Source organism: Actinoplanes sp. L3-i22 (assembly GCF_019704555.1).
In the GTDB taxonomy this organism is placed as follows: Bacteria; Actinomycetota; Actinomycetes; order Mycobacteriales; family Micromonosporaceae; genus Actinoplanes.
On the sequence record NZ_AP024745.1, the window covers coordinates 6,548,226 to 6,565,531 of the forward strand.

General features: G+C 71.5%; 16 protein-coding genes. 6 read left to right on the forward strand and 10 right to left on the reverse strand.

What is annotated here, in order from left to right; translation table 11 throughout:
* Nucleotides 1-483 precede the first annotated feature (483 nt).
* From L3i22_RS29490 to L3i22_RS29500, 3 genes are all read right to left on the reverse strand, one after another.
* Nucleotides 484-1,086 carry an urea amidolyase associated protein UAAP2 gene (locus tag L3i22_RS29490; RefSeq protein WP_221320784.1) on the reverse strand — a complete coding sequence of 201 codons (603 nt, stop codon included), beginning with the start codon at nucleotides 1,084-1,086 and terminating at the stop codon, nucleotides 484-486.
* Nucleotides 1,087-1,280: 194 nt separating this feature from the next.
* Nucleotides 1,281-2,078, reverse strand: coding sequence for an urea amidolyase associated protein UAAP1 (locus tag L3i22_RS29495; protein ID WP_221320785.1), 798 nt, complete (start codon nucleotides 2,076-2,078; stop codon nucleotides 1,281-1,283).
* Nucleotides 2,075-3,856: an amino acid permease gene (locus L3i22_RS29500; protein WP_255657247.1), complete on the reverse strand. Its 1,782-nt coding sequence runs from the start codon at nucleotides 3,854-3,856 to the stop codon at nucleotides 2,075-2,077. Before L3i22_RS29500 ends, L3i22_RS29495 begins: the two co-directional genes overlap by 4 nt.
* A gap of 171 nt (nucleotides 3,857-4,027) precedes the next feature.
* On the opposite strand from L3i22_RS29500, the gene L3i22_RS29505 reads away from it, so the two are divergent.
* Nucleotides 4,028-4,609, forward strand: a complete 582-nt coding sequence (locus tag L3i22_RS29505) for a TetR/AcrR family transcriptional regulator (RefSeq protein ID WP_221320786.1) — start codon at nucleotides 4,028-4,030, stop codon at nucleotides 4,607-4,609.
* A gap of 144 nt (nucleotides 4,610-4,753) precedes the next feature.
* Here the strand turns inward: L3i22_RS29505 and L3i22_RS29510 are convergent, their stop codons facing one another.
* Nucleotides 4,754-5,509 carry a TetR/AcrR family transcriptional regulator gene (locus L3i22_RS29510; RefSeq protein WP_255657248.1) on the reverse strand — a complete coding sequence of 252 codons (756 nt, stop codon included), beginning with the start codon at nucleotides 5,507-5,509 and terminating at the stop codon, nucleotides 4,754-4,756.
* Nucleotides 5,510-5,589: 80 nt separating this feature from the next.
* Here L3i22_RS29510 and L3i22_RS29515 point away from each other — a divergent pair, with 80 nt between their 5' ends.
* Nucleotides 5,590-6,003: a nuclear transport factor 2 family protein gene (locus tag L3i22_RS29515; RefSeq protein ID WP_221320787.1), complete on the forward strand. Its 414-nt coding sequence runs from the start codon at nucleotides 5,590-5,592 to the stop codon at nucleotides 6,001-6,003.
* Nucleotides 6,004-6,340: 337 nt separating this feature from the next.
* Here L3i22_RS29515 and L3i22_RS29520 read toward each other — a convergent pair whose 3' ends face one another.
* A complete protein-coding gene (locus L3i22_RS29520; RefSeq protein ID WP_255657249.1) occupies nucleotides 6,341-7,051 on the reverse strand; it encodes an arginase family protein in 711 nt (236 codons plus the stop codon).
* Complete coding sequence (locus tag L3i22_RS29525) at nucleotides 7,044-7,943, reverse strand: helix-turn-helix transcriptional regulator (protein WP_221320789.1); 900 nt, start codon at nucleotides 7,941-7,943, stop codon at nucleotides 7,044-7,046. The genes L3i22_RS29520 and L3i22_RS29525 overlap by 8 nt, the downstream gene beginning before the upstream one ends.
* 102 nt (nucleotides 7,944-8,045) lie before the next feature.
* On the opposite strand from L3i22_RS29525, the gene L3i22_RS29530 reads away from it, so the two are divergent.
* The gene (locus L3i22_RS29530) at nucleotides 8,046-9,044 is read left to right on the forward strand and encodes an aldo/keto reductase (protein ID WP_221320790.1); all 999 of its coding nucleotides are present in this window, start codon (nucleotides 8,046-8,048) and stop codon (nucleotides 9,042-9,044) included.
* Nucleotides 9,045-9,282: 238 nt separating this feature from the next.
* Here L3i22_RS29530 and L3i22_RS29535 read toward each other — a convergent pair whose 3' ends face one another.
* Nucleotides 9,283-10,614 (reverse strand): AI-2E family transporter, encoded by a 1,332-nt coding sequence (locus tag L3i22_RS29535; protein WP_221320791.1) that lies wholly within the window; start codon nucleotides 10,612-10,614, stop codon nucleotides 9,283-9,285.
* Between the two features lie 78 nt (nucleotides 10,615-10,692).
* Here L3i22_RS29535 and L3i22_RS29540 point away from each other — a divergent pair, with 78 nt between their 5' ends.
* On the forward strand, nucleotides 10,693-11,343 hold the full coding sequence (locus tag L3i22_RS29540) for a hypothetical protein (RefSeq protein WP_221320792.1): 651 nt from the start codon (nucleotides 10,693-10,695) through the stop codon (nucleotides 11,341-11,343).
* Nucleotides 11,344-11,799: 456 nt separating this feature from the next.
* Here L3i22_RS29540 and L3i22_RS29545 read toward each other — a convergent pair whose 3' ends face one another.
* Nucleotides 11,800-12,150, reverse strand: coding sequence for a hypothetical protein (locus tag L3i22_RS29545; RefSeq protein WP_221320793.1), 351 nt, complete (start codon nucleotides 12,148-12,150; stop codon nucleotides 11,800-11,802).
* Nucleotides 12,151-12,515: 365 nt separating this feature from the next.
* Here L3i22_RS29545 and L3i22_RS29550 point away from each other — a divergent pair, with 365 nt between their 5' ends.
* Complete coding sequence (locus L3i22_RS29550; protein WP_221320794.1) at nucleotides 12,516-12,836, forward strand: hypothetical protein; 321 nt, start codon at nucleotides 12,516-12,518, stop codon at nucleotides 12,834-12,836.
* Nucleotides 12,837-12,938: 102 nt separating this feature from the next.
* Complete coding sequence (locus tag L3i22_RS29555) at nucleotides 12,939-15,215, forward strand: bifunctional diguanylate cyclase/phosphodiesterase (RefSeq protein WP_221320795.1); 2,277 nt, start codon at nucleotides 12,939-12,941, stop codon at nucleotides 15,213-15,215.
* A gap of 6 nt (nucleotides 15,216-15,221) precedes the next feature.
* Here L3i22_RS29555 and metG read toward each other — a convergent pair whose 3' ends face one another.
* On the reverse strand, nucleotides 15,222-16,685 hold the full coding sequence (metG, locus tag L3i22_RS29560; RefSeq protein WP_221320796.1) for a methionine--tRNA ligase: 1,464 nt from the start codon (nucleotides 16,683-16,685) through the stop codon (nucleotides 15,222-15,224).
* A 179-nt stretch (nucleotides 16,686-16,864) separates the two neighbouring features.
* On the reverse strand, nucleotides 16,865-17,284 hold the full coding sequence (locus tag L3i22_RS29565; RefSeq protein ID WP_255657250.1) for a GNAT family N-acetyltransferase: 420 nt from the start codon (nucleotides 17,282-17,284) through the stop codon (nucleotides 16,865-16,867).
* Nucleotides 17,285-17,306 lie beyond the last annotated feature (22 nt).

Here is a 17,306-nt window from a genome sequence, read left to right on the forward strand (position 1 = left end):
CCCTTCCGTTGAGGTACGGCATCCGGCTGGCCCTGACGGCTGCTCCCGGCTCCGGAAACAGCCGTCAACGCCACCCGACACCCGGCGGGCCCGGCACGCAGGCACCGGCAGCGGCCTCGCGGGAGATCGACGGCTGGTGCTGAGGGCCGAATCCGGAGCCGGGAGCACCCGTCAGTGCCAGTCGGCGGTCGGCGGCGTGGGTGGGACCGGCGACGGTCTGGCGTTGGGTCGGTTGCGGCAGGTCAGGCGTGGGTGGGACCGGCGACGGGCTGGCGTTGGGTCGGTTGCGGCAGGTCAGGCGTAGGTGGGACCGGCGACGGGCTGGCGTTGGGTCGGTTGCGGCAGGTCAGGCGTAGGTGGGACCGGCGACGGTCTGGCGTTGGGTCGGTTGCGGCAGGTCAGGCGTGGGTGGGACCGGCGACGGGCTGGCGTGGGGGTCGGTTGCGCGGGTCAGGTGACGGGAGGTGAGGTGGCCGGGGCGGCTCAAGTGGTTATGCGCATTTGGACTGGGGTGGGGTCGAAGCCGTTGCACGGGTTGTTGATCTGGGGGCAGTTGGAGATCAGGACCAGGACGTCCATCTCGGCGCGCAGGGAGACCGAGAGGCCGGCGGCGGAGATTCCGTCGACGATGCCGAGGCTGCCGTCCGGGTCGACCGGGACGTTCATGTACCAGTTGATGTTCGAGACCAGGTCGCGTTTGCCCAGGCCCCAGCGGCTGCCTTCGAGAAGGAAATTTTCTACGCAGGCGTGCTGGTGCTTGGTGTGGTGCCCGTAGCGCAGCGTGTTCGACTCCCGGCTGCACGCTCCGCCGACCGTGTCGTGTCGGCCGACCTCGTCGGCGACGACGGTCATCAGCGGCCGGCCCTCGCTGGACCGCAGTACGGTCCCGGTGGTGAGGAAGATATTTTTCTGCGCCGCGACGGTGTCCGGCGCGGAGTACCGCTCGGCGGTGTCGTCCGCGTTGTAGAGCAGGCAGTCGACGGCCTGGTTGCCCTTGAGGTCGACGATGGTCAGCGTCTGGCCCGCCTTCACAACCGCGGACCACGGCGCCCGCGCGGCGACGGTCTGATCGAGGACGGTCGTCATGCGAGACTCCCGCCGCTCAGGTGGGCGGTCTGACCGAGATCAGTCCTCGCGAGCCCCCGGCCGCTCAAGTGGGCGGTCTGAGCGAGAACGGTCGTCACGCGAACCTCCGGGCGCTCAGGTGGGCGGGGTGGTCGAGGAAGGTCGTCACGCGAGCCTCCGGACGCTCAGGGAGCCGGTCTGGTCGAGGACGGTTGTCATGTGAGCCCCCGGGCGGTCAAGTAGTCGGCGGTGTTGAGGAAGGCGCGCTCGCCCTCCGGCGAGCGGGTCCAGAGCGCGTCGGTGGGTGCGGTGGGCGGGCCGGGCCAGGCCTTCAGCCGTACCGCGGAGCAGGTGTACTCCTCCCGCGGGTCGAGCGGATGCGGCACGTTGGCGAGCAGGACCGTCACCGGCATCTCTGCCCGCAACTCCACGACGCCGCCCGCGCCCGCCGAGCCCAGCCAGGTGAACCCGCCGTCGTCGCCGACCCGGACGCCCTGGAAGAAGGAAATATTCGGCGGAATGTCGCGGCGGGTCAGGCCGTGCTTGGCGGCGGCGAGGGTGAAAAGTTCCCTTCCGGCCGGGGTGGGTCCGTGCGGGGTGCCGTCGCCGTAGCGTTCGGTGTTGCTGAGCAGAGTGGACGTTCCGCAGAAGGTGTCCGAGCGGTCCCCCGCCCCGGCGAGCACCGAGGCGAGGACCCGGCCCTGGTCGGAGAGGAGCAGGTGCCCCTCGCCGACATAGGCTTGCCAGAGCACCTTCACGGTGTCGGCGATGTTCAACCGTTCCCACGGCTCGTCCGCGTTGAAAAGCACCACCGAGACGCAGCCGTCGCCGTACTGGTCGGTGATCTGCAGTGTCGTGCCGCGGGCCAGGCGCCTACTCGCGTAGCCTCCGCCGGGAATGGTTTCCTCCCAGGTCAGACCGGGGGAAGCCGGCACCGTCGGCATGTGCTCGACGATCGTGCCGCCCTGGGCGCGGGCGTGCTCGCGGGCCCCCGCGGTGGTCGCCGTGCTCACGCGGGCTCCTCGGCGACGACCGCAACCGGCGCAACCGGCGTGGTTGCGGCAACCGGCTCCGCTCCGGCAACCACCGCGACCGGCTCCGCTCCGGCAACCACCGCGACCGGCTCCGCTCCGGCAACCACCGCGACCGGCTCCGCTCCGGCAACCACCGCGACCGGCTCCGCTCCGGCAACCACCGCGACCGACTCGGCTGCGGCAACCGGCGCGACCTGGGCGACCGGGCCGACCGGGGCATCGGCGGGGGCCGATCCAGGAAGCGGCAGGTGCAGCGACATCACGCGGGTGCGGAAGCGCAGGTACGCGAGTCCCCCGGCGATCAGCGCCCCACCGACGAAGAGCAACGAGAAGTAGTGCAGGTACCAGTGCGCCCCGGCCGGGTCGTAGACCTCGGAACGCGGCCACCCCAGGTTGAGGATCATCCCGATCCCGTAGACGACCGCCAGCACGTTCACGACCAGGCCGAACTTCCCCAGGGAGAAAAGTTTCCCACCACGTTCGGTGGTCTCCGCCGAGACGCCCGGCCACCCCTTCAACCGGCGGACCAGCAGCGGGATCGTGACCAGTGCGTAGGCGATGTACAGCATCACGATGCAGACGCTGGTGATCGCGGTGAAAAGCGCCGGCTGCCCGATGTTGACCAGCAGCACCCCGGCCGCGCCGACCCCGACGACGATCGCCGGCAACACCGGGGCGCCGGTCCGCGGCGAAACCTTTCGCAGCGCCGCGGAGAACGGAAGAACATTGTCGCGGGCCATCGAGAAGACCATCCGGCTGCCGGCGGTCTGGATGGCCAGAGTGCAGACCGCGATCGCGATCGCCACGTCGACCAGCAGGATCCGGCCACCGGTCTCGCCGAGTCGGCTGGTCAGCACGTAGGGCAGGCCCTCGGTGGCGAGGCGGCCGTCGGTCAGGCTGGGCGCGGCCATCAGCGCGGCGATCAGCATCAGGCCGCCGCCGATCCCGGCCGCGGCGAGCGCCCGCAGGATGGTCCGGGGTGCGGTGTGCCGCGGGTCCCGGGTCTCCTCGCTCAATTCACCGGCAGAATCGAAACCGACGACGACGTACGCCGCCATCAGCGCCGACACCAGGAACGGCCCGACGTAGCCGAGACCCGAGCCGGTCCCGCCGGTGTCGAAGACGACGCCCGGTCCACGCTCGGCGTGCGTGAGCAGCAGCACGACCACCGCCGCCACCCCGATGATCTCGAGGGTGACGCCGATGCTGTTGACGACGGACATCAGGCGTACGCCAATGATGTTGATGATTGTGGTTATCGCGATCAGGATCGAGCCGAGGATGACCGCGTTGGTCGCTCCGGTGGTCGAGGTGAGCGCCGGGTCGCCGCCGACCAGCTGGAATCCCGACCAGATCGAGGGCAGGACGACCTGCAGGGCGATCGCGGCGGCGGCGACCGTGGCGATCTGCGCGATGATCATGACCCAGCCGGCGAACCAGCCGACGGTGGCGTTCGCGAGGCGGCGCGACCACTGGTAGATGCAGCCGGAGATCGGGTAGCGGGCGGCCAGCTCGGCGAAGGTGAGCGCGACCATGAACTGGCCGGCGAAGACCAGCGGCCAGGTCCAGAAGAAGGCCGGCCCGCCGAACGAGAAGCCGAACGCGAAGAGCTGGAAGACCGTGGTCAGGATCGAGACGAAGGAGAATCCGGCGGCGAAGCTCGCGTAGCTGCCGATGCTGCGGCGCAGTTGCGGCTCGTAGCCGAAGCCGCGGAGATCCGCGCTGTCGGTGTCGGGCGGGGCAGAGGTTACGGACATGGCAGCCTCCTATCGACAGGCGGCTCGACCACGCCGCCTCCAATTTCTGTCAGTTGACAGATTCCGGTGACCGGCATCGACAGCGGTTTCTCCGGCGTAAACGTTGGGTTGCCGGCTGTGTCGGTGGCGTTACGCCGCGGCCGTCCCCGGCGGGCGTGGCACCATTCAGGCGTGAGTACCGCCCCCTCGGTCGGCCGCCCGCGCTCCGGCGCGCGGCGACTACCCGCTGCCACCGCCCGCGAGGAGATCCTCGACGCCGCCGCCGAGCTGTTCGCCCAGCGTGGCTACGCGGCGACGTCGACCCGGCTGATCGCCGAGCGGGTCGGGATCCGGCAGGCGTCGCTCTACTATCACTTCGACACCAAGGAGCAGATCCTCGCCGAGCTCCTGGAGGCGACGGTCCGGCCGTCGTTGGAGCACGCGGCCTCGCTCGGCGAGCTGAGCCCGCCGGACGCGCTGCGGTCGCTGGTCCGCTTCGACGTCGGGGTGCTGCTGTCCGCGCGGTGGAACATCGGGATTCTGTACGCGTTGCCGGAGATCGCCGCCGAGCCGTTCGCCCGGTTCCGCCGCGAGCGTGACGAGCTGCGTGCCGCGTACCGTCGCCTGACCGGTGCGGACGTTACCGGCGACCTGGTGTTCGGCCTGGTCGAGAGCGTGATCGGGATGCGCCGCGACCTGCCCGGCCTGCCGCCGGCCGAGGTGCTGCGCGACACGGTGGCCGCGGCCGCGCTGCGGATCGTCGCGCCGATTTAGGCACCGCGCCGTTTACGATCGGCCGGCGTGGACTGTCACTGGCCTATACCGGTCGGTGGCGGTCGGTGGCGGTCGGTGCCGGTCGGTGCCGGTCGGTGCCGTGTCTGGACCCGCCAGGTCGATGGCGGGTCGGTCGCCGCCGGCTCATGACTCCGGCGGGACGACCAGGGCCTGGAAGCACGGGCGGAGCAGGTCGATGATCTGCTCCGGCGAGGCGTCCGCGAGCCGGCCGAACCGGAGCAGGTAACGCTCGACGATCACTCCGTGGATGATCGCGCTGAGCAGATTCGCGCGCAGGTCGGCGTCGGCGACCGGGAGCGCGGCGGTGAGCTGGGCGACCTGGGACTCGCCGGCGGTGCGGTAGCGGGCGGCGGCGTCCGCGTTGGTGAGCATCGAGCGGAGCACGGCGAGGGAGGCGGTCGGCTCGGCCTCCAGGCGCGTGGCCAGCGAGTCGAGCAGCGCCTCGGCCACCTGGTCCGGCGTCCTGATCCCGAACTCGGCGGCCTGATCCGGTCTGCCGGCGCCGATCGCGGCTGCCTGACCGGGCGTGCCGGCACCGAGCTGGGTCGCTTGACCGGGCGCGCCGGGACCGAGCTCGGCCGCTTGATCAGGTGCGCCGGCACCCAGCTGGATCGCTTGATCAGGTCGGCCGGCACCCAGCTGGGTCGCTTGATCAGGTGCGTCTGGACCGAGCTGGGTCGTGGGGAGCTCGGCGGCTCGCGCGAACAGCTCGTTCTTCGAGCCGAAATAGTGCATGACCAGTCCGGCATCGACGGCGGCCACCTTGGCCACCGCACGGATCGTGGTGCGGTCGAAGCCCAGGTCGGCGAACATCTGGCGGGCGGCGGCGAGGATGCGGGCCTCGGTCTGGCGGCGCTGTTCCGCCCGGGTCGGTGTCACCTTTTCATTCTACGGATGTTGAATGAGCCGGCCATGCGTTCTACGGTCGTTGAATGAATACCCGCACGGGAGGTCGTTGAATGAGTTCCGCACGGGAGACCGTCGAACGGATGCTGGCCGCGGGCCGCGAATCCGATGTCGACACAGTCGTGGAGTTGATGGCACCCGACGGATACATCGAATGGCCATACCGCCCGGCCGGCGTCCCCGGCAGACTCCAGGGGCGCGAGGAGATCCGCCGATTCCTGACCCAGGCGGCCAAGGGCTTCATCCGGTTCGACGAGTACCGCAACGTGACGATCCACGAGACCACCGACCCGGAAGTGATCATCGTGGAGTACGAGGCCCACGGCACGGTCGTCGCCACCGGCGCCCCGTTCCAGCAGGTGATCATCGCCGTCTTCCGCGTGCGAGCCGGCCTGATCGTGTCGTATCGCGACTACATCAATCCCCTCCCCCTGGCCGAAGCCCTGGCCAGCATCAAGCCCGCCTGACCCGCCGACCACACGGAGGCCGACCACACGGAGTCAGTGCCCCCGGCAACAACAGCCGGCCCAACTGCCGACCGCGCCGCAGAGCCACGACCAGCACAGCAATCCCACAACCAGCCACGGCCAGCCCGCACCAGCAAAAGCCAGCCCGGCGATTCGCGCCGCGGACCCACCGACCAGCACAGCCGGCCCGCGCCCCGCCCCGCGCCGCACGCCCGCGCCCCACGCCGCACGCCCACGCCGCACGCTCGCGCAATGCAAAACCAGCTCGGCGGCAATGCTCATGGCTCAGTGCCACCTGCTCGGCCGGAACGCCGATGGCCCACGCTCGGCCTCGCTCTCACACCAGGTCGGCGAAGCGGGCGACCACCTCCTCGCGGTAGGCACGCTGCTGCTCATCGGTGGGCGGCAGCCAGGAGCAGGCGATGTGCACGGCCGCGACCCGGCCGGTCGCCACGAGCAGCGCACATGCCGCCAGGACCTCGTCGACGGACGGACCGCCCGGGACCGGGAACTTCAGCCCGGGCAGATCAGCGGGGTCGATCACGTCGAGGTCGACATGCAGCACCAGTTTGCCCTCGGGCACGGCGCTCGCGGCCACCCCGGCGACCGTGATCCGGCCGGTGGGGCTGGTCGCCAGATAGTCCGCCTCCGCCGGATCCAGGTCGCGTGCGTCGACCAGGATCGCGCGCTCCGGTGCCAGCGGCCGCAGCCCGAACGCATCCGCATACAGCTCCGGATGCGCCCCGGTCGCCAACCGTAGGGACATCCCACCCAGGTAGCCGGACGTGCTCGTCTCCACCGTCTGCACGTCACCGTGCCCGTCGAACCAGACGACCGCCGGGTCCACACCGGCCCGCTGCACGCCCGCGATCACCGCGCCGCCGACCAGACAGTCCCCGGAGAACACCACCGGGACGCCACCCGCGGCGACGACTGGCGCCACCGCGGCCGCGGTCGCCTCGCACAGCGCCCCGACCTGCCGCCACGCACCACCACCGGGGAACTCCGGGGCGACGGTGACCTCCGCCCGGACCGGGATCTCAACCATCTCGTCTTGGTGAAAGGGAACGAGGATCATCGTAACCTCCTAATTCTATCGATGCGGGCAGGAAGTCCTGGGTCCCGAGAACCCGCACCAGCTCCAGCCGCTGACGGGCCTCGGCGTCGGCCGGGGTGAGGACCAGCAGCTGCTGGCGCAGATCCGGTGTAACGAGCGTTTCGCAATCCAGCAGGATCGGGCCGACGTGGGGATGGACCATGGTCTTGCGGTCGGCGCGCCGCACACCGACCTCGTGCCCCTCCCACCACTCCTGGAAGCTCCGGCTGTCCCGGTGCAGCCGGGCGATCAGGTGCTCGACGACCGGGTCGCCGGGCCTGCGGCCGGCCGCCGCGCGCAGGTCGGCGACGAGCTGGCGGGCGTGGCGGGCCGTCTCCTCGGGCGGATGGATCACCCGTGACGCCGGCTCGGTGAACCATCGGTAGATCATGAAACGGCGGTCGCCGGTGAAGACCGAGTGGTCGCCGATGAGCAGCATCGACATCTGATTCTGCGCGAGGACCTCGCCGAGATCCGAGATGACCATGGCCGGGGTGTCGCCGAGCAGGTCCAGCATGCGGACGAGACCGGCCCGGGCCAGCCGAGCCGCGCCTTCGGTGGGTGGCGGCTGGTGGCCGGCCAGGTAGAACAGGTGGTCACGCTCGTCGTCGGAGAGCCGCAGCGCGCGGGCGAGGGCGGCGACCAGCTGGGTGGACGGCTGGCTGCTGCGGCCCTGCTCCAAGCGGACGACATAGTCCACCGACATGCCGGCGAGCCTCGCCACCTCCTCACGGCGCAGGCCGGGGATGCGGCGGCGGGGACCGCCGTCGGCGATGCCGACCTCGGACGGCCGGATCGCCTCACGGCGCCGGCGGAGGAAGTCGGCGAGTTGGTCACGCTGCATGCCCCCATGCTGCCTCGCCGCGGGCGCCGCAAACAGGGAGAGCCGCTCCTACGATAAGCGCTCCTCTCCCGGCCGGGCCTTTGCCGGAGCAAGGTGGTCGGCATGCAGACACGAACTCTGGGCACCAACGGACCGGCCGTCTCCGCTCTCGGACTGGGAGCGATGGGCATGACGAACGGCGTCTACGGGGCGAACGATCGCGCCGAGAGCATCGCCACCGTGCACGCCGCGCTGGACGCCGGCGTCACCCTGATCGACACCGGTGACCACTACGGCACCGGCCACAACGAGATGCTGCTCGCCGAGGCGCTGCGTGACCGGCCGCGCGACAGCTATCTGCTGAGCGTCAAGTTCGGCGCGCTGACCCAGCCGGGCGGCGGCTTCAACGGGCAGGACGGGCGACCGACCGCGGTGAAGAATTTCCTGGTCCACTCGATGACCCGGCTCGGCGTCGACTACATCGACATCTACCGCCCGGCCCGCCTCGACCCGGCCGTGCCGATCGAGGAGACGGTCGGCGCGATCAAGGAGATGATCGAGGCGGGATACGTGCGGCACGTCGGGCTCTCCGAGGTCGGCGCGGAGACGATCCGCCGGGCCCACGCCGTGCACCCGGTCACCGACCTCCAGATCGAGTATTCACTGATCTCCCGGGCGGTCGAGGCCGAGGTGCTGCCGACGCTGCGGGCGCTCGGGATCGGCATGACGGCGTATGGCGTGCTGTCCCGCGGCCTGATCTCCGGCCACTGGGATCCGTCCGCGGCCGGCCGGGCCGGTGACAACCGGGGGCGCATGCCGCGCTTCCAGGGCGAGAACGCCGAGCACAACCTCGCCCTGGTCGAGGCGCTGCGCCGGGTCGCCGAGACCCGGGGCTGCACGGTCGCGCAGCTCGCCATCGCCTGGGTGGCGGCCCAGGGCGACGAGATCGTGCCGGTGGTCGGCGCCCGTACCCGGAAGCGGTTGAACGAAGCCCTGCCCGCCGCGGACCTGAAGCTGTCCGCGGCCGATCTAGAAGAGATCGAGAAGGCGGTGCCGAAGGGCGCGGCCCGCGGCGACCGCTACCCCTCGGCAATGATGTCGACCGTCGGCGTCGGGAACTAGGGAATGAGCCAAGGCGCCCGGACCGCCCTCGTTCGTCCCGCCGGAATCTCGGCCCACGCCCAGCGGCCCGGGCGGGGCTCGACCCAGGCCCGCAGCCGATCGAGCCTCAACTCAGGCCCTGCAGTCGGCTCGAAGCTCGGTCCACGCCCTGCGGTCGGGTCGAAGCTCGGCCCACGCCCTGCGGTCGGGTCGAAGCTCGGCCCATGCCCTGCGGCCCGGGCCGAGCCTCGGGGATGAGCTAAGCGGTTGCCACCGACGTCTCGCCCGGGGGCGGGCTCGTCGGGTCGAGGTGGCGGTCGGCGTCTTCCGCCTGGTCCTCCGCTTTTGCCTCGTCGTCGTCGGTCGGTTCGGTGCCCGGGGGTTCGCGGTCCGGGGTGGGCTCGCCGTCCGGGTGGTGGACCAGATAGCGGATGGCGGTGTTGAGCACGGCGAGCAGCGGCACGGCGACCAGGCCGCCGACGATGCCGGCGACCACCACGCCGGCGGCGATCGCCAGGATCACGGCGAGCGGGTGCAGCGCTACGGCCCGGCCCATGATCAGCGGCTGGAGGACGTGTCCCTCCAACTGCTGGACGGCGATCACGACGGCGAGGATGCACAGCGCGGTCACCGGCCCGTTGGCCACCAGCGCGATCAGCACGGCAACCACGCCGCTGATGGCCGCGCCGACCACCGGGATGAACGCGCCGAGGAAGACCAGAGCGGCCAGCGGCAGCGCCAATGGCACGCGGAAGGCGAACAGGCCGATGCCGATACCGACAGCATCGACGAAGGCGACGAGGACGGTGGCGCGGACGTACGACACCAGCGTGTGCCACGAGTAGTGCCCGGCCCGCGCGGTCGGCACCCGGGCCTCCCGAGGCAGCAGCCGGCACAGGAACGCCCAGATCTGACCGCCGTCGCGCAGGAAGAAGAAGAGCGTGAACAGGACCAGGAAGAACCCGGTGACCACCTCGCCCACGGTCGTCGCGGTGCTCAGGGCGCCGCTGGTGATCCCGCCCTGGCTCGCGGTGAACGACTCCCGCGCCTTGTCGATGTACTGGCTGAGCTGCTGGTCGGTGATGTGCAGCGGGCTGTTCGCCAGCCAGCGCTGGACCTCGTCGATGCCGTCCCCGACCTGGGTGGAGAGCTTGTCGACCTGGCTGATGAAAGTGCGGACGATCAGACCCAGCCCGCCGAAGACGACGAGCAGCGCGGCGACCTCGACCAGCCCCGCGGCCAGCGACTTCTTCATGCCGTTGCGCATCAGTTTCGCGCTGAGCGGCTGGAACAGCGCGGCCAGCAGCATGGCGACGGCCACCGGGATGAGCACGATGTGCAGCAGCGCGACGATGCGCAGCACCAGGTACGCCGCGACGACGAAGAGGATGAACCGCCACGCCCAGGCACCGGCCGTGCGTACACCACGGGGCAGCACGTCGGCGGCGGAGGTGGGCTGGTTCATGACCACGACGGGCGTGGTGGCGTCGCGGAATTCGGGACCGGCCGTGAACGGCGGCGGCGCGGTGCGGCTGGCGGCGGTCGCCAGCGTCGTCCGGGCGCGGTCCCGGACAGTCTGTGCCCAGCTCATGAGGTTCCCCTTCGGTTGTTGCCTCGATGCCCGGCGGCGCGTGATTTCATGCTTGATCACTCGGTTTAGGGTCAGCGCATGTGGCGAATCGCGCGATGGGTGCTCGTGGTGCTGTGGCTGGTCGCCGCGGGCGCCGCCTGGTGGGGTGCGCCTCGCGTGACCGGGAACGAGCGGGCGCTCTCGGACATCGCCGCGCACCGGGTCGTCGCGTACGACTTCGGCTCGCGGTGGCGGGACGAGTCACCGGACCGGTGGTTCGCGGTGCCGGACCTGGTGTCGGACGCCTCCAACCCGGCGATCTTCGCGTGGCGCACGTCCGACGGCCGGGCTCACTGGACCGACGTCAGCGACGTTCGCGGCTTCCAGGAGCAGCTGCGCGGGATGGCGTATCACTCGACGAACGTGCTGGTCCTGAGCACTCTGATCAACGGGATCGGGCTGCTGTTCACGCTGATCTTCCTCGCCGTGCTGTGGGCCGGGCCGGCGCCGGTGACCGCGACGCGGTGGTACTGGTGGTGGCTGTTCGCGCTGGTGCCGTTCGGGCTGGGGTTGCTGTACTGGGCGTTCCGGGAGGTTCCGTGGGAGCGGCCGGAGATTCCCGCGGAGCGGCTCGGGGGCTGGCGGGGGCTCGGGCTCGCGTTCGTCACCTCGGTTGTGATCTCGCTGGTCCTTCTCGGTCTGACCTGGCTGTTCGGCAACAACGCGTTCCCGGATCTGCTCACCCCCTGACCCGGACCGACACGGCGCGGACCGGCCCAGCTAGCCCGGAAACCGGCACGGCACGGCTCGCGCCGAATGGGCGCGGACCGGCACGCGCTGGGCCCAGCGCGGCACGGCGGGCACGGCGCGGCACGGCGGGCACGGCGCGGCACGGCGGGCACGGCGCGGCACGGCGGGCACGGCGCGGCACGGCACCGTGGCACGGCACGGCATGGCACGGACTGGACCGACACGCACCGGCGCGACTCGGCGCGCACCGGTGCAGCACAGCTCGCGCTGAACGGGCTCGGACCGGCACGTGCCGGACCCGGACCGGCGCGGACCGGCGCGGACCAGCGCGGACCAGCGCGGACCAGCGAGGACCAGCGAGGACCAGCGAGGACCAGCGAGGACCAGCGAGGACCAGCGAGGACCAGCGAGGACCAGCGAGGACCGGCGCGGACCAGCGAGGACCGGCGCGGGTCCCTAGTTGCCGAGGTCGGTCAGGCGGTTCTTTAAGTAGTTCTGCTCGGCGGAGGCGTTGGTTAGGTCGATGGCGTTTCGGTATGCGGCGGCGGCTGCACCGTGTCGGCCCAACCGTTCGAGCAGGTGGGCCTGGGCTGCCAGGCCTGGCTGGAAACGGTCGATCGGCAGGACGTCGAGGCGGGCGAGTCCCGCTGCGGGTCCGCCTATCTCGGCTTCCACCATGGCGAGTGCGACGCTGCCGCCCAGCGCCTTGGTGTACACGTCGAACTGGTGCCGGGCCTCGGCGACGACCTCTTCGCTGAGCTCCCCGCCGGCGGGCTTGGCGTAGTGCATCAACAGCGCGTACCGCATGATCTGTCCCTCTCGTCGCACGGATGTTCACCGGTATGACGAGCCGGCCCGGCCCGAATCGTCACACCGGGCCACCTTTCCCCGGGACGAGCCGCGAAACGACCGCGACGAGCCGCGAAACAAGCAGCGAGACGACCAGGACGAGCGGCGAGACGAGCAGCGGCACCGGGGCAAGCAACCGGGACGACCGGGGCGACAGCGGGACGAGCGGCGGAAAACACCCCCGGAAACCGGAACTACCCGCATTCCGCGGCAATATTCCGGCACCGAAAAGAACAGGGCAGATAACTCCGTAATGAATTTTCGGGACCATTACCCGTGCTGTACTGAATCGGTCAGAAACCGATTAACGGAAGAAGACGAAAATGTCTAGGGCGAAAATTCTTGCGGTAGCGATCGGCCTGTGCACGCTGGTCGGTCCGGTCCCGGCGAACGCCGCACCGCAACCGCCGCGCGATTTCGACACGATCGGGTACTTCCCGTCCCAGCACGACTGCCAGTGGGTCGGCGACACCGGCCGCTCGCAGCGCCAATGGATGGGCTTCGACTGCGACCGGGCCGGCGGCCCGTACCGTGGCCTCTGGCAGCTCACCGTCCAGCGGTACGGCTCGACCCGATTCCCGGGCGGTCCGATGGGCAATCCGGGACGGCCCGACTGGCCGCCGCACGGCCCGCGCCACCCCTGATCAGAATCGGGCGTTCAGCGCCACAACCGTAAGACCCTCAACTCGCAACCATCCGTGCCGATCTCTTGACATGCGACGGAAAGTCCATGATGAGGGAGGCGAATGGTGGCCCGCTGGCGAGGCTGGTTCACACCGATCGCCGTCGTCATGGCCGTGGCGGAGGTGCTGCTGATCGCGCTGGGCACCCGCACCGGCTTCCCGAAACTGCTGGTGTGGGGCCCGGCGGCGGCCGGCGTCGCGATGGCGGTCGCCGCGTTCCGCGCCGCCGCCCTGACGACCGGAAGACAAACCCCCAGAGCAAACCGCGATTTGGGTACGTTCTGGGCCCGGCTCTCCGTGGCGATGGGCGCCGTCCTGGCCGCCACGCTCAGCCAGACGGTCGACATCGTCACGAAGCCGAACACCGGCATCCCGCCGATCAGCGCCCACACCCTGGTCCTCTACGTGATCGGCACGGTGCTGGCGATCGCCGGCCTGCTCCGGCTGCCCGGTGGCGGCAGCTCGTGGCGGCAGCTGACCACCGCGGTGCTGGACGTCGCCGTGGTCGCGGTGACCGGCGGCATCGCCGCGTCCGAGTACGTCGGCTGGTTCATGGACCGGTTCGGCGTCAGCACATCCGCGTGGTGGCTGAACATCGCGATGATGGCGATCGCGGTCGCCGGCGCGGTGGTCGTCGTCAAGATCATGACGGCGCGGCGCAGCCCGGTCCCCCGCGCGTCGCTGTGGTTCCTGGCCCCGATCGGGCTGGCCGGGCCGCTCTCCACGGTCTTCATGACCCTGCTCAAGCCGTGGCCGCACCTCAACGGCAGCGCCGCGGTCCTGCCGTTCGTCGGCCTGTTCGGGGCGCTCGCCGCGCACGCCCAGCAGCGCGGTCTCGCCGCCGCCCGGGATCGCCGCCCGCGGGCCGAGGATCTGCCCGGGCACCGGCGCGGCACCGCGATCCCGCTGGTCGCGACCGGGCTGACCAGTGTCCTGGTCGCCACGGTCTTCCTGCGCACCGGACACCTGAGCACCGTCCAGGTGGCCGGGACCGCCCTGCTCCTGCTGCTCGTGGTCGCGCGGCAGGCGGTGGCGCTCGCCGAGAACGGCACCCTGCTCGCCACGGTGGCCCGGCAGGCCATGCACGACGAGCTGACCGGCCTGTTCAGCCGCCGGTGGTTCACCACGGCGGTGGCCGGCGCGGCCGGGCCGCACACCGTGGTGCTGATCGACCTGCGGGAGTTCCGGGCGGTCAACGACGGACTCGGCTCCACGGTCGGGGACGCGTTGCTCATCGCGTACGCAAATCGTCTTGGTCTTGTCGCGGGCGACCGTGCCGTGATCGCCCGCCTGGGTGGGGATGAATTCGGTCTTCTGCTGCCCGGGCTCGCGCCGGAGGTGGTCGCCCGGCTGCTCGCCGCGAACGCCGAGCCGCTGGACGCGGCCGGCCACGAGGTCCTGGTGGAGGTTTCCGTCGGGATCGCCTCCGGCGGAATTGACACAGCCTCCGGCGATGACGATCTCTACCGGCAGGCCGAGACCGCGTTGCGCGAGGCCGCCGGCGGTACGGGCGGGCGCGTGGTCCGCTACGACGCGTCGCTCGAACAGCGGCTCAGCCGTCGGGCGACGATCGCCGCCGACCTGCGCCGGGCGCTGACCGCGGGCGAGTTCCACCTGCTGTACCAGCCGATCGTGGAGCTCCCGCACGGCCGGATGACCGGCGTGGAATCCCTGGTCCGCTGGTCGAAGGACGGCACGGTGATCTCCCCGGCCGACTTCATCCCGGTCGCCGAGGACACCGGGCTGATCGTCGAGCTCGGCGCGTGGATCCTCGACACGGCGTGCGCGCAGGCCGCGGCGTGGCGGCGGCGGCACGGCGCCGGCGCGCTCGGCTCGGTCGCGGTCAACGTGTCCGCGCGGCAGCTGCTCGACCCGGGCCTGCCGGACCTGGTCGCGGCCGCGCTCGCCCGGCACGGCCTGCCCGCGTCCCAGCTCACCATCGAGATCACCGAGACCGCGGTGTTCGCCGGCGGCCGCGCGCTGGCCACCGTGACCGCGCTGTCGGCGCTGGGCGTCAGCATCGCGCTCGACGACTTCGGCACCGGGCACTCGTCGCTGGGCCTGCTGCGCACCTGCCCGGTCGACGTGATCAAGGTCGACAAGTCGTTCGTCGACGGGCTCGGCGGCGGGCCGCAGCAGGAGGCGATCGCGATCGCGCTGACCGGGATCGCCGAGACGATGGGCCTGCGGACGGTGGCCGAGGGCGTGGAGACGGCGGCGCAGGCACGGCGGTTGTACGAGCTCGGCTACCGCCAGGCGCAGGGCTTCCACTTCGCCCGCCCGATGCCGCCGGAGGCGATCGACGCCCTGCTCGACGAGCGCGACCGGGCCGCCGCCTGACCGGCCCTACTCCCGCCGCGGGAAGACCGGCCGCGGGGCGGCGACCACCCGGCCGTCGCCCAGCTGGGCGGCGAGGCGAGCGGCTCCGGCCGGGACGAACGGGGTCAGTTCACGGGCCAGGCAGCGGCAGGCCGCGACCAGGACGGCGAGGACGGCGTCGAGCCGCTCGCGCCCGGCCGGTTCCCAGGGGCGCTCGGCCTCGATCAGGCGGTTGGCCGCGGCGACGACGGCCCCGATCGCGTCGGTGGCCGCCCGGAAGTCGAACGCCGCGAGGGCCCGATCGATCGTGGCGGGCAGCCCGGCGCACCCGTTGGTCAACTCGTGGCCGATGTCCGTCGTGGCGGGCCGGGCCGGGACCACGCCGTCGCGGTACCGGTGGACCAGCGACAGCGTGCGGTTGACCAGGTTGCCCAGGCCGTTGGCGAGGTCCTGGTGGTAGCGGGTCAGCAGCCGCCGCTCGGTGAAGTCGGTGTCGCCCAGGCTCGCGACGTCGCTGAGCAGCCACCAGCGCAGCGCGTCCTCGCCGTAGCGGCCGGCCAGCGCGTACGGGTCGACCGCGGTACCGGCGCTCTTGGACAGCTTGACGCCGTCCACGGTCAGGTACTCGTGGACGAGGATCGCGGTGGGCAGCGGCCGGCCCGCCGAGAGCAGCAACGCCAGCCAGTACACGGCGTGGAAGCGGACGATGCCCTTGCCGATCACGTGCACCCGTTCCGCGGAGTCGAGCCACCACGTGCGATACGCGGTGTCGTCCAGGGCGGTGACGTAGTTCGCGAGGGCGTCCCACCAGACGTAGACGACCTGGCCGGGATCGTCCGGGACCGGGATGCCCCACCCCGCGGCCCGCGCCGCCGGCCGCGAGACGCTGATGTCGGTCAGGCCGGCCCGGACGAAGGACAGCACCTCGTTGCGCCGGGCGGGTGGCTCGACACGGACCCGTCCGGACTCCAGCGCCGCCAGCACCTCCCCGGCGTAGCGGGAGAGCCGGAAGAACCAGTTGGACTCGGTCACCGTCTCCGGGACGACGCCGTGCTCCGGGCAGCGCCCGCCGGCCAGCTCCGCCGGGTCGTAGAACTGCTCGCAGCCCGGGCAGTAGCGGCCGGCGTAGTCGCGCCGGTAGAAGTCGCCGCGTTCGGCGCTCGCCCGCCACAGCCGCCGCACCCCGGGTGCGTGGCGCGGGTCGCCGCTGGTCCGGATGAAGTCGTCGAACGACAGCGACAGCGCGCCGGCCAGGCCGGCGAACCGGTCGGCATTGGCGGCCACGAACGCGGCGACCGGCACCCCGGCCGAGGCGGCGGCGGTGACGTTCTTCAGCGCGTTCTCGTCGGTGCCGGTCAGGAAGCGGACCGGTTGACCGCGCAGGCGCCGGTGCCGGGCGAGCACGTCCGCCTGCACCAGCTCCAGCGCGTGACCGAGGTGGGGTGCGGCGTTGACGTACGGGATGGCGGTGGTGACGTAGAAACCGCTCATGACGGGTCTCCGATCTGCTCCGGGAACGCAGGGGCAGATCGACTCCGGCCGGCCCCTGACGACAGGGGCTGGTGGCGGTTAGCGCACGCCGACGGGCCCCGGGTCGGGGCGCGTCATTCGCTGGGCGTGCGGTGCCATAGCCGGCATGATGCCAGAGCCGGGTCGGCCGGCGCGCGCCGTTAACTCCCGGTCGCCAGGGCGATCAGGCCGGCCGGGGTCGGGCGGAAGCCGCACCGGTTCAGGTAGAAGTGCTCCAGGTGCGGCTCGAAGTCGACGTGCAGCCACTCGCAGCCGGCCGCCCGGGCCTCCGCGGTGGCCGCCTTGACCAGCGCGGCGCCGATCCCCCGACCCTGGCAGTCCGGGTCGACGGCGGTGTCCAGGACGAACGCGTGCGCGCCGCCGTCCCAGCAGACCTGGACGAAACCGGTCAGGCGGCCGCCGTCGAACGCGCCGATCCAGGTCAGCGCGTGCCGTTGCAGGCGCTGCGACCAGGGCTGGACCCGGGCCGGATCACCGCCGAAGGCCCGGGCGTGCAGGGCGCTCAGCTCCTGGTCGTCGACCGGGAAACGGGACAGCAGGTTCACTCCGGATGGGGGCACGCCGCCCATTCAATACCAGAAC

Excerpts from the sequence above, each read along its gene's own strand:
- L3i22_RS29530 (WP_221320790.1), top strand. The coding sequence starts at position 8,046 with ATGCAGACACGAACTCTGGGCACCAACGGACCGGCCGTCTCCGCTCTC.
- L3i22_RS29500 (WP_255657247.1), bottom strand. The coding sequence starts at position 3,856 with ATGTCCGTAACCTCTGCCCCGCCCGACACCGACAGCGCGGATCTCCGC.
- L3i22_RS29540 (WP_221320792.1), top strand. The coding sequence starts at position 10,693 with ATGTGGCGAATCGCGCGATGGGTGCTCGTGGTGCTGTGGCTGGTCGCC.
- L3i22_RS29535 (WP_221320791.1), bottom strand. The coding sequence starts at position 10,614 with ATGAGCTGGGCACAGACTGTCCGGGACCGCGCCCGGACGACGCTGGCG.
- L3i22_RS29525 (WP_221320789.1), bottom strand. The coding sequence starts at position 7,943 with ATGCAGCGTGACCAACTCGCCGACTTCCTCCGCCGGCGCCGTGAGGCG.
- L3i22_RS29555 (WP_221320795.1), top strand. The coding sequence starts at position 12,939 with ATGGTGGCCCGCTGGCGAGGCTGGTTCACACCGATCGCCGTCGTCATG.
- L3i22_RS29520 (WP_255657249.1), bottom strand. The coding sequence starts at position 7,051 with ATGGTTGAGATCCCGGTCCGGGCGGAGGTCACCGTCGCCCCGGAGTTC.
- L3i22_RS29545 (WP_221320793.1), bottom strand. The coding sequence starts at position 12,150 with ATGCGGTACGCGCTGTTGATGCACTACGCCAAGCCCGCCGGCGGGGAG.
- metG (WP_221320796.1), bottom strand. The coding sequence starts at position 16,685 with ATGAGCGGTTTCTACGTCACCACCGCCATCCCGTACGTCAACGCCGCA.
- L3i22_RS29550 (WP_221320794.1), top strand. The coding sequence starts at position 12,516 with ATGTCTAGGGCGAAAATTCTTGCGGTAGCGATCGGCCTGTGCACGCTG.
- L3i22_RS29490 (WP_221320784.1), bottom strand. The coding sequence starts at position 1,086 with ATGACGACCGTCCTCGATCAGACCGTCGCCGCGCGGGCGCCGTGGTCC.
- L3i22_RS29515 (WP_221320787.1), top strand. The coding sequence starts at position 5,590 with ATGAGTTCCGCACGGGAGACCGTCGAACGGATGCTGGCCGCGGGCCGC.